Annotated in this window: 10 protein-coding genes; 6 read left to right on the top strand and 4 right to left on the bottom strand. The window is 54.3% G+C overall.

Features of this window, described 5'->3' with window-relative positions; genetic code table 11:
- The first annotated feature begins 189 nt into the window (after positions 1-189).
- Both JJU47_RS00265 and JJU47_RS00260 read left to right on the top strand, forming a co-directional pair.
- The gene (locus tag JJU47_RS00265) at positions 190-867 is read left to right on the top strand and encodes a response regulator transcription factor (RefSeq protein WP_228615580.1); all 678 of its coding nucleotides are present in this window, start codon (positions 190-192) and stop codon (positions 865-867) included.
- Positions 867-2,261 carry a sensor histidine kinase gene (locus tag JJU47_RS00260; protein ID WP_228615579.1) on the top strand — a complete coding sequence of 465 codons (1,395 nt, stop codon included), beginning with the start codon at positions 867-869 and terminating at the stop codon, positions 2,259-2,261. The genes JJU47_RS00265 and JJU47_RS00260 overlap by 1 nt, the downstream gene beginning before the upstream one ends.
- A gap of 34 nt (positions 2,262-2,295) precedes the next feature.
- On the opposite strand, the gene JJU47_RS00255 is transcribed toward JJU47_RS00260, so the two are convergent.
- The 3 genes from JJU47_RS00255 to JJU47_RS00245 form a co-directional block, all read right to left on the bottom strand.
- A complete protein-coding gene (locus tag JJU47_RS00255) occupies positions 2,296-2,691 on the bottom strand; it encodes a hypothetical protein (protein WP_228615578.1) in 396 nt (131 codons plus the stop codon).
- Positions 2,692-2,757: 66 nt separating this feature from the next.
- Positions 2,758-3,717 carry a F510_1955 family glycosylhydrolase gene (locus JJU47_RS00250; protein WP_228615577.1) on the bottom strand — a complete coding sequence of 320 codons (960 nt, stop codon included), beginning with the start codon at positions 3,715-3,717 and terminating at the stop codon, positions 2,758-2,760.
- A gap of 59 nt (positions 3,718-3,776) precedes the next feature.
- Positions 3,777-5,738, bottom strand: coding sequence for a heavy metal translocating P-type ATPase (locus JJU47_RS00245; protein ID WP_228615581.1), 1,962 nt, complete (start codon positions 5,736-5,738; stop codon positions 3,777-3,779).
- Positions 5,739-5,916: 178 nt separating this feature from the next.
- Here JJU47_RS00245 and JJU47_RS00240 point away from each other — a divergent pair, with 178 nt between their 5' ends.
- The 4 genes from JJU47_RS00240 (at position 5,917) to JJU47_RS00225 (ending at position 10,311) form a co-directional block, all read left to right on the top strand.
- Positions 5,917-7,413, top strand: coding sequence for a multicopper oxidase family protein (locus JJU47_RS00240; protein WP_228615576.1), 1,497 nt, complete (start codon positions 5,917-5,919; stop codon positions 7,411-7,413).
- Between the two features lie 24 nt (positions 7,414-7,437).
- Positions 7,438-8,019 carry a YdhK family protein gene (locus tag JJU47_RS00235; RefSeq protein ID WP_228615575.1) on the top strand — a complete coding sequence of 194 codons (582 nt, stop codon included), beginning with the start codon at positions 7,438-7,440 and terminating at the stop codon, positions 8,017-8,019.
- A gap of 209 nt (positions 8,020-8,228) precedes the next feature.
- Positions 8,229-8,930: a peptidoglycan DD-metalloendopeptidase family protein gene (locus JJU47_RS00230; RefSeq protein WP_228615574.1), complete on the top strand. Its 702-nt coding sequence runs from the start codon at positions 8,229-8,231 to the stop codon at positions 8,928-8,930.
- 202 nt (positions 8,931-9,132) lie between these two features.
- The gene (locus JJU47_RS00225; protein ID WP_228615573.1) at positions 9,133-10,311 is read left to right on the top strand and encodes a sensor histidine kinase; all 1,179 of its coding nucleotides are present in this window, start codon (positions 9,133-9,135) and stop codon (positions 10,309-10,311) included.
- 22 nt (positions 10,312-10,333) lie between these two features.
- On the opposite strand, the gene JJU47_RS00220 is transcribed toward JJU47_RS00225, so the two are convergent.
- Positions 10,334-11,719: carbon starvation CstA family protein (locus JJU47_RS00220; RefSeq protein ID WP_228615572.1), on the bottom strand; the 1,386-nt coding region annotated here is incomplete at its 5' end.

Genomic DNA, 11,719 nt, shown 5'->3' with positions numbered 1-11,719 from the left:
CGTGCGTTCGCCGAACGGCTCCCTGACTACGACTGCGGCATCATTTTCGGAAAAGGACACGATCGAATCGAACGTGTCGACGGCGAACTGATTCCGTGTGACGAACCTGCCCTTGTCCATCGTTTCTACCCGCACGAAAGGGAACCGGGGGATGCATCACGAACTGAACGTTGAGAGAGGAGGGAATGCATGAAGATATTGATTGTGGATGATGAGATGAAGATGCGCCGCCTGTTGCGGCTCTTTCTCGAAGGCGACGGCTATACATGTCTCGAGGCGAGCGATGCGGCCGAAGCGCTCGAGCTCATCGCTGACCGTCCTGACTTGGTCTTATTGGATATTATGATGCCGGATGTGGACGGTATCACTCTCTGTCGTCAACTGAAAAAGCGGGATGCCGATTTGCCCGTCGTCCTGTTGACGGCACGATCTGACAGTGAGACGACGATTCGCGGCTTAGACGCCGGGGCCGATGACTATGTGACGAAGCCGTTCGATGGGAACGTCTTGCTCGCCCGGATTCGTGCCGTGTTACGCCGCAGCCGACTCACGAACGTCAGCTATGGCCCGCTACGGTATGACGAAGCGAGCGGCCGTGTGCTCTATGAGGAACAAGAGATCGTCCTGACCCCGAAAGCGACGGCGATTTTAAAATTGTTTCTCGAACATCCGAACCGATTGTATAACCGCATGGACTTATATGACCTCGTCTGGCCGTACTCTTCAGAATCTGACCCCCGGACCGTCGATGCCCACATCCGCATGATTCGGGACAAGCTTGGTGAGGCTGGCTTTCCAATTGATGATTATTTGAAGACCGTATGGGGACGGGGCTACCGCTGGGTCGAGGGGCGGGATGTGCCGTGATGCCTTGGCGAAATAGTCTCCCGTTTCGAATCAGTCTCGTCTTTTTATTGACGACGTTACTGATTGAAAGTGTCTTGTTTATGCTTCTGTACCATACCTTACTCGGAGAAAGGGTCGTCGAGGAAATTGACCGGCTCGAGTCACGGGCGGAAAGCCACGCGAGTGTATTGGCGATGAGTTTTGATAAGGAAACGATTTCGCATGTCGCGACGATGGAAAGTGAGACCGATACGAAAGTCGCTATCGTCGCACCGAATCATGAACTGCTCGACACATCCAATCGATTCCCGGACGTCTTGTCGACATTTGTCCGGGATGCCTCCGACCAGGCCACGTTCGATCAAACGGTCGTGCTCGAAACGGACTGGGAGAACAAACCATATCTCGCCGTCCGGACGCCAATCGATTCGATGGATGAAGCGACACGCTACGGCTATGTGTACATGTTCCTGCCGACAGAAATCATCCACGGGATCAGTCATCGTTTGCAGCTTCGCTTCCTCTATATCACCGCCATCGCACTCATCGTCACGGCATTGACGTTCCTCTTGCTCAGTCGACTGATTTCCAATCCGATCCAGCAGCTGCGCCGAGCGACCGAGAACGTGTTGACGCGACCGGATGAGCTGACGCTCCCGACGTCACGCGTCGACGAAATCGGAGAACTCGCACGCTCCATCGAATCGATGTCGCGCGAGTTGTCCCGCCTAAAAACAGAGCGGAATCAATTTCTGTCCAATCTTGCCCACGAGATCAAGACACCGCTCACTTATCTACAGGGGTATGCGGAAATCGCATCTAAGCCTCAGACACCTGCCGCCTTGAAAGACCAATCGATTCAAACGATTTTAGAAGAGAGCCAAGCGTTGACTGAACTCGTCGAGAATGCATTTCAGCTCGCCCAACTCGACGAGAACACCTTCACGCTTCATCAAGACGAGATTATTCTCTCTGATTTGTGTGACGATTTGACCCGCGTCCTCACGTCCATGTTTCGTGTCACACCGATTGTATTTGAGAGCCGGCTCTCGATTTCGTCCGCTGCGGCTCTCCGAATCGACCACAATCGAATCATTCAAGTGTTCCGCGCGCTCGGGCATAACGCAATCGTGCATAGCGAGGCGAGCCACGTCACGCTTGATGGCGTTTTGAAAAAGGACACGATTACGTTCACCCTCCAAGATGACGGCAAAGGGATTCCCGAAGCAGACTTGCCATATATTTTCGAACGGCTGTATCGCGTCGAGAAGTCGCGTTCGAGACGGACGGGCGGGAGCGGGCTCGGGCTCGCCATCGCCCAACAGATTATCCAATACCATGAAGGATCGCTTGACGTCGCGTCGAATCGCTCGGGTACGACCTTCACGATCACACTTCCGCTTCTAACAAAATAGCCGCTGCTTGTATGACGCAAGCAACGGCTATTTTTTATGGGTTCGGCCAGATGGCCACTTTATACGTTCCCCACGTCGGCTCAAGACGCTCTAACGCGGCGTACATGATGCCCGGTCCATACAATGGAATCATCATCAGTTTTTCTGACGAGTAGTTGACGAGAACGGCCTCATCTAACGTAGACGAGATGAGGACGAACTGCCGGACGTGATGAATCCGCCTCGCGATGTGGCGCTCGAGTTGATTCACGACTTCAAAAAATTCGACGTCGGAGTAATGGTGACCGATGCGTTCCTTGAACCCTTCGAAAATCAAATCATTATCTCGAACGAGACACGTCGCCATACGGACGATTAAATGGGCGAACGATTGTACGTTCATCCCGTCAAGCTCGAGGTCATATACCTCAATCCGTCGTTCCTCTTTCACCCGAGCACCTCTTTCCAACTGATTTCAAATCTTTTCCCCATCACTTGTGAAAGAGTTGTGAAAGCGTCACTTCGCCACACCCGCGTGAAGAAGCGTCGACCAGCTCCCCTCTTCAAACAAATAGACGCTATTGTCAGAAGTAGCGAGTAAAAGGCGCCCCTCCTCAACGGCGAGTTCAATCGGGACCACGTCCGCTTCTAGGTTCGGTAGCGAGAGAATCGTCTCATTTCCGGTCTGCCGTAAGACGAGTTCATAAGCAGCTGCTTCTCGGACATAGGCGAGTGTCGTGCCATCCGTTGCGGCGAGGAGGATAGGTTCGTCTGCGATTAACGAATCGAACGTATCACCCCCGTCATCTGAGACGAGCATACCGTCCGGGCCGTACACATACACGCGCAACGGCTCGTTCGCGTCGGCGAGTAGACCGGCAATCCCGTATCGAGCCGTCCCGTCCATCTTCATCGGTTCAAACGCCTCGCCTTTGTCGAGCGAACGGTAAAATCCTGATTGTAGCTCACTTGTCGGCTCTTCTAGATAAACGTATAGACTTTCTGACGTATAGCCTGCGCTCATATGGTGAAAATCCGCCTCCCCTTCTAGCGAGCGGACTTCAAGCGTCTCGCCTCGCTCGGTGCCGCGGACGACACCGAGCGGATTTTTGAAAGCTGATTGCTGTTCGGGGTGACCGCTCGCATAAAATCCATCTTCGACGAGTTCAAATCCCATGTAGTCATGCCGGTTCGACATCAATTCATACCAACCGTCTTCCCTGAATTCCATCAGGCCTGTATGCGTCGCGATGACCGGACGGGCATCTTCCTGCCAAAAGCCAGCCCCATGGATGTGTGAGACGGCCGCGCCAGTCCCGACCTGTTTCCAGTTGTCGGCCTCAGTTTGTTGAGACGCTTGGTCCGTCTCTACCGTTGGCGCTTCTGATTGAGTCGCCGTTTCATTCGATGGTGTACTCGCACAAGCGGTCATCAATAGGGTCGTCAAGAGACTTGGCAAAATCAACGTTTTTTTCATGTATTCTTCCTCCATCTTCAGCATCTTCCCTAGTATGGAGGCTAAACGTGAAAAAATTGTTAAAGTTTGAGCGTCCGCGCATTGAGCGCGACGATGACGGTGCTGAGGCTCATGAGTACTGCGCCAATGGCCGGGGACAAGATGATGCCGAATGGGGCCAACACACCTGCCGCGAGCGGAATGGCGACGATGTTATAACCGGCGGCCCACCACAAGTTTTGAATCATCTTATTGTACGTGTTACGGGACAAATCAAGGATTGTCAAAACGTCTTTTGGATTGCTCCGAACGAGGACGATATCGGCCGTCTCGACGGCAACGTCGGTCCCGCTCCCGATGGCAATCCCCACGTCCGCTTGGGCCAAAGCCGGCGCGTCATTGATGCCGTCTCCAACCATCGCCACTTTGCTGCCGTCGGCTTGAACGTTTTGCACTTGCCGTGATTTATCGTCCGGTAATACTTCGGCGTACACTTCCTCGATGTGCAGTTGCGACGCGACCCAATCTGCCACTTTCCGGTTGTCCCCAGTGAGCATGATGGAGCGGACACCCCGGTCTTTCAAAGCTCGGACCGTCTCTTTCGCCTCACTGCGAACCATGTCTGCCAAGGCGATCATTCCAACCAACTCTCCGTCGCGAAGCGTGAAGACGACCGTCTTACCGGCGTCGGACAACTGATCGAACGTCACTTCGTCAATCGACAGCCCGTTCTCGCGAATGAAGCGCGGGCTGACGACTTGGACATGCCCTCCGTCGACCCGACCTTCTAACCCGACGCCCGTGATCGATGCGAAATCGACGACTTCGGGCAACGTCAAGTGGCGTTTCTCCGCTTCCCGAAGAATGCCACGTGCGAGCGGATGTTGAGAGGCCATCTCGACTGCGGCAGCCAGACGTAACACCTCATCTTCTGTATAAGCGGATGCGGCTTCAATGTCCGTCACGCCGAAGTCGCCTTGCGTCAACGTTCCCGTCTTATCGAAGATGATCGCATCGAGATGACGCGCCTCCTCGAATTGGGTCCGGTTCCGAATCAGCAGGCCGCGTTTCGCCGATAGTGATGTCGAGACCGCCACGACGAGCGGGGCCGCGAGACCGAGTGCGTGCGGACATGAGATGACCATGACGGTGACCATTCGCTCGACGGCCATACTGACGGGGTAACCGAGGGCGAGCCAAATGACAAACGTCAGCACCCCCGCCCCGACGGCGACATAAAACAAGAGCTTGGCAGCTCGGTTAGCCAGGTTTTGCGTTTTCGATTTAGATTCCTGCGCTTCTTTGACCAAATCGATGACTTTCGCCAAGTACGTGCTTTCCCCCGTGCTCGTCGTCGCAATCGTCATACTGCCTTCTTGATTGATTGATCCTGCGATGACGACGTCGCCCGTCTCTTTTTCGACCGGTATCGATTCACCGGTCAACATCGACTCGTCGACCGTCGTCCGCCCCTTCAACAATTCTCCGTCGACCGGGATTTGCTCACCTGGCTTGACGAGAATCAAGTCTCCGGTTACTAGCGCAGAGACAGGAACGTCTTCCGTGTCACTCCCGTTGATGCGGTGCGCCACGCTCGGTAATAAGCGAACGAGTTGTTGCAACGCGTTCGACGCCCCCATGATGGAGCGCATCTCGATCCAGTGCCCGAGCAACATGATGACGATCAACGTCGCCAACTCCCAAAAGAAATCATGTCCATGCCCATACCCGAACACGATAGCGACACTATAGAAGTACGCGACGCTGATGGCGAGCCCGATCAGCATCATCATCCCTGGATTTCGTTGACGCAATTCGTCGATGCTACCTTTTAAAAACGGCCAACCTCCATAGATGTAAACAATCGTCGCCAACACGAAGAGCGTCTCCTTCTCATAAGGAAACGTGAGTTCGAAACCAACCCATTCTTGAATCATATCCGACAAAATGAGAATCGGAATCGTCAGCCCTAACGAAACGAAAAATCGACGCTTATACGCTTCAATCATCCCTTCATGTCCTCCGGTATGCGAATCATGCATTTCTCCGTGTTCATGATGAGATGACGCGTGGTGTGAATGTTCCACGTTAATCGCCTCCTATGTATACCATATACCCCTATATGGTATGTAAAAACTTATTTTTTCATTTAACAAAAATTTCATAACTTGTTGGTATAACAAAATAGGCTCACGTTTTTAGGCGAAAGGATGAGGTCTTATGAACGGCGTAATGAAATGGATCATCGGGGCGGGTATCGTCAGTATCGTGATGGGACTGCTCTTCCTATTGTTCACGTTCAATCCTGGGAACTGGATGATGGGCAACGGAGCATTCATGGGAGAACGGGATGGCGGCATGATGCATGGCAATGGCGGGATGGGACGGGGAGGCATCATCGAGCTCGTCGCGTCGAACGAACCGAACCAGCCGCTCCCCCTCCCCCAACGGCTAAAACCGGACCGTGTCACAGACGATGCGCTCTATTATACGGTTCGGGCCGAACGTGGCGAGCATCGATTCTTCGATGAAGGTGTCAGTACGGAGACGCTTGGCTACAACGGGAGTCTGCTCGGACCGATGATTGAGTTGCCGATTGAAAAGACCGTCTATATCAAGACAATCAATCAACTCAATGAACCGACCTCGTTCCATTGGCACGGTCTCGTCATCCCCGGAAGCGAGGACGGTGGACCCCATCAATTGATTGATCCGGGTGAACAAAAGCAAGTCCGTCTCGACATCGATCAACAACCCGCTACGCTCTGGTTCCACCCGCATCCAATGGGCGCGACAGCCGAACAAGTATATCTCGGCTTATCCGGTCTCCTTTATGTAACGGATGAATTACAGACAGGCCTACCCAATACGTACGGCATCGACGACATTCCGCTCATCGTTCAAGATCGACTCTTCACAGATGACGGACAGCTCGACTATGACCGCCAGATGAACGTCGATGGGACGGTCGGTGATACTTTGATCGCGAACGGAGCAATCAATACGACGTTCGACGTGACCACGGACACACTTCGCGTTCGCCTCGTCAACGGCTCTAACGCACGGAATCTCGACTTCTCGCTATCGAACGGGGAACCATTCACCCAGATTGCGACAGACGGCGGACTACTCGACAAACCCGTAGCACTCGAGACGTTGACGCTCACACCTAGCGAGCGGGCTGAAATTTTAATCGATTTCTCAGAGCAGGCGCTTGAGGATAACATCACTTTGCAAGCAAACGGTGTATCGTTCACCACGTTTACGTTGCGCGAACGCAACAGACAAGACGTGGATGGGATCAATCCATTCGACGAAGGCCCTACTTCGAACAATTCGAGCGAAACCGACCGGCGCCTAACGTTATTCGGGATGGGAAACATGGTGACGATTGATGGAAAACGATTCGATCCAGATCGAATCGATATTCAAGTCGAACAAGGCACGACCGAGGTGTGGGAAATTTACAACCGCGAAGACATGATGGGCGGTATGACCCACCCGTTCCACATCCACGGCGTCCAGTTCCGGATTCTCGAACGGGATGGCAATCCGCCTCCTGCGAATGAAAGAGGCTGGAAAGATACGGTCGCCGTCGCCCCGGATGAGAGAGTCAAAATCGAGGTGACGTTCCAAGAAAAAGGAACGTTCATGTACCACTGCCACATCCTCGAGCATGAAGAAAATGGAATGATGGGTCAGTTACAAGTCAACTGACCCTCTAAAATGGAGGGAAAACTGATGAAGTTAAACAAAACACTCACGATGATGACGATGACACTCTCACTCAGCGGCTTGCTCGCCGCCTGTGGTGGAAACGACACAACGAATAACGACACGAACATGAGTGATCAGATGGAAGAGACAATGGACGGTACGGACCACAGCGGCATGGACATGTCAGGTTCTCGGGATGTGCCCGAAGGCTTGACACCGGCTGAAAACCCAACGTTCGAGGTCGGCGACACAGCCATCATCACCGAAGCCCATATGCCTGGTATGGAGGGTGCGGAGGCAACTATTGTAGAGGCCTACGACACGGTCGTCTATAGCATTTCCTACGACCCGATGCATGGTGGCGAACGCGTCACGGACCACAAATGGATCGTTCACGAAGAAATCATCGATGCAAAAGCCGACGCTTATGAGCCAGGTGACGAAGTGACGGTCGATGCCGAGCATATGAGCGGGATGGGCGGTTCGACCGCAACGATTGACTCTGCTGAGGAGACGACCGTTTACATGGTCGACTTTGAGCTAGACAACGGGGAGCGCGTCACGAACCACAAATGGGTGACCGAAGACGAACTGTCCGCGAACTAAAGAAACCTCACTCTTTTTATGTAGCTCTCACAGCGAACTTGTCCAAACTGGGCAGGTTCTTTTTTAGAATGTCAATATATTTTTTTGAAATATAAATGAAATATTAAAATATATTTTTGATGATAGAATTTAAATTATCAGGTTCATTATGTCGCATATAACAATCGTTTACATTGAAGGGATTTTACATAAAAATGAAAAAGAAATTAATGACAATTACATTAAGCGTATTGCTCGCCATTGGTCTCATCACCCCTAGCTCGACACCCGTCGAAGCGTCGACTTACTACAAGGCCGAAGTGACGACGAACAGCTTGAACGTCCGGTCCGGCCCTGGTACGACGTATCCAATCGTCGGCAGCGTCAAGCTCGGGCAGACATTCTCGGCACAACACACATCGGCCTCATGGACGAAGATCAATTTCAACGGCACGTCACGCTACGTCTCGAGTGCTTTTATTAAACCTTACGGGAGCACGACGCTCCAAACGACATCAGCCACGAAGCTGCTCATGCCGACGAAAGGCACGTTGACGCAAAAGTATGGTCCAGCGAGCGGCGTTTACGGCTACACGTTCCATAACGGCATCGACCTCGCGGCAGCGAAAGGCACGCCGGTCGTGGCCGCGTCTGGCGGACAAGTCATCGTCGCCCGCAACTCCGGCGCCTACGGGAACCACATCATGATCACGCACCAATTGAACGGGCAGTCGTACACGACCGTTTACGCCCACCTCGACCGTTTGAACGTCGCCCAAGGACAGACCGTCTTAAGAGGCGCGAACATCGGTACAGTCGGTAACACCGGCAACTCGTTCGGCAGCCACCTTCATTTCGAAGTACATAAGTCGCCGTACGTCTACAGCAGCAGCGCCCCGGCGAGCAGCCTCAATCCTTACAACTTCTTCTGATTATGATGCCTCCATTCCGTCACGGGATGGAGGTATTGTTCATTTCGTCCCGGTTCGGTGCCGTTTTTTATTGGTTCTTTATTGTGACTATTGGTTTTTAGCGAGTTGACGTATAATTGAAATTAGTAGAAAGTATTCACCACATTTATAAAATCTCTTGTATTTCCTATATATCATCTCCCAACTGAAAGGAGGTCTACCTATGGAACGCAAGCATTTCTATCCGTCGCGCCGTCATCATAACCGGATCATCGGTAAACGGCCCCTGCCGTTAAAACGGACCCGATCGCCGCACGCCTTCCCGATCGCCTCGATTGTCGAAGAAGTGCAGGACGCCGTCTGTTATATCGATTTCACGCGCAACCATCTGTACTCGAACGAGCAGTTGCGGGCGCTCTGTCCGTCGATGGTGACGCGGCGGTTCCCGAACGTCGAGGCGTTGAGTGACTTCTTTTTTGAACGGTTCGAACAGAACGGCGCCGACTTGGAAGCCGTGTCGCTCTTCTGGGAAGAGCTGCTCGACAACCGCTTCCTCTGCTGTCCGCGGATGGACTCCCGTCAACTTCACCTCGGGGAACGGGTGATCCAACTCATCTTCAACTTCACCCACACCCCGCGCGGCGTCTTCATCATGTGGCGCGATGAGACGGAAGCGATCCATTTCGAGGAGCAAAAAGACGCGTTCCTCGCCGAACTGTCCCACGACTTCCGGACACCGCTCACGGCCATCAACGGCTACACCGAGCTGCTCATGTATCGCCATGCCGATGACGAAAAGACGCATACGATGCTCGCGCTCGTGAAACAGGAAGCGGACAGGCTCGAGCGGCTCGTCGACAATTTCCTCGACTACCAACGGGTCACGTATTCTGAGGACTTGCTCGCACGGGAAGCGGTCAAATTGAAACCGCTCCTCGAAGAAGTGGTGGCGAGCTATGACACGACGTCAAGCCAACATGACGTGAAGCTGTCGGCAGCGGACGGGCTCGTGATCGAGGCCGATCAAGAAAAACTGTTGCAGCTCGTCCACAACTTGGTCGGCAACGCGATCAAGTACTCGCCAGAAGGCGGAACCGTCACGGTCGAAGTGGCGGACGAAGACGGGACGCTCGTCTTGTCCGTCAAAGACTCAGGAATCGGCATCCCGGAAGAAGCGCTGCCGTATATCTTTGACGAGTATTACCGCGTCGACTCCGACGCCCACCGTCCGATCAAAGGGACCGGCCTCGGCCTGCGCATCTGTAAACGCATCGCCGAGGCACACGGCTGGGGCATCCACGCCGATTCAGAATACGGCAAAGGGACGACGTTCTCGATTTATCTCTACTCGCCCGTCGCGACGAGCACGACGCGGCTCGATGAACAAGAAGAAAGGGTTTGACCGTGACGGTCAAACCCTTTTGTCATGCAGCTGTATCGATGCGGACGTCGCACTCCATGTTCTGTGCCCGCATCGCCCGCGCGCGCACGTGGAACAGGACGAGCAGCGTGACCGTGCCGATCGTGGCGATGACGTATGGGATCACCCCGTCCATCTTGAAGCCGATCGGCGCCGTCAGGATGTAGAACCAGACCGCGTACAACATGAACGTGCCCGGGACGAGCGCGATGTAGTGGTTGCGTCCCTTGATGTACAAGTACATCGCCCCGACGAAGAGCGCGATGACGGCCGTCGTCTGGTTCGCCCAGTTGAAGTACTGCCAGAGCATCTGGAAGTCCATGTTCGTCAATACGTATGAGATCGCGAAGAGTGGCAATGCGATCCAGAGGCGGGAGGCGAACTTCTTCTGTGCGACCTTCAAGTAGTCGGCGATGATCATCCGGGCGCTGCGGAACGCCGTGTCGCCCGACGTGATCGGCAAGACGATGACGCCGAGGATGGCGAGCGTGCCGCCGATGCTGCCGAGCATGAGCGTCGCGACTTCTTGGACGACGAGTGCCGGTGTGCCGGCCTGGATCATGCCGAGCAACTCACCCGGCTCGAAGATGGCCATGGCCGCGCCGGCCCATACCATCGCGATGACCGCTTCGACGATCATCATGCCGTAGAAGATGCTGCGCCCGTTGCTTTCTTTCATCGTCGTCCGCGAGATGATCGGCGACTGCGTGGCGTGGAAGCCGGACAGTGCCCCGCACGAGATCGTGAAGAAGAGGAGCGGCCAGATCGGCAGGCCGTCCGGGTGCATGTTCGTCAGTGTCATCTCCGGGACCTTGTAGCCTTGCGCGAACAGGCTGACCCCGATGCCGACGGCACTGATCAACAGCAGCGCGCCGAAGAACGGGTAGATGCGCCCGATGATCTTGTCGACCGGGAGGAGCGTCGCCAAGATGTAGTAGGCGAAGATGGCGAAGATGACGAAGACGAGCGTCGACGCGTCCCCGCCGAACAGGTTGTTGATCATGTTGCTCGGCGACGTGACGAACACCGTCCCGACCAACAGTAAGAGCAAGAGTGCGAACCCGTTGACGATATGGCGGAGCGAGCGGCCGAGGAACTTCTCGGCGAGCTGCGGCAAGTGCGCCCCGTTGTTGCGGAGCGAGATCATGCCGGTCAAATAGTCGTGCACGGCGCCGGCGAAGATCGAGCCGAAGACGATCCAAAGGAACGCGACCGGCCCGTAGAGAGCCCCCATGATCGGCCCGAAGATCGGTCCGACGCCGGCGATGTTCAACAGCTGGATCATCGAGTTGCGCTTCTTGCCCATCGGCACGTAGTCGATGCCGTCCTGTGACGCGTAGGCGGGCGTCGTCCGCTCTTCCTTGATGCCGAACGTCTTCTCGACGTAACG

Source organism: Exiguobacterium sp. (assembly GCF_020832205.1).
Classification (GTDB): domain Bacteria; phylum Bacillota; class Bacilli; order Exiguobacteriales; family Exiguobacteriaceae; genus Exiguobacterium.
Note: the sequence above shows the minus strand (reverse complement) of the source record. Positions and strands in the feature narration are given on the sequence as shown.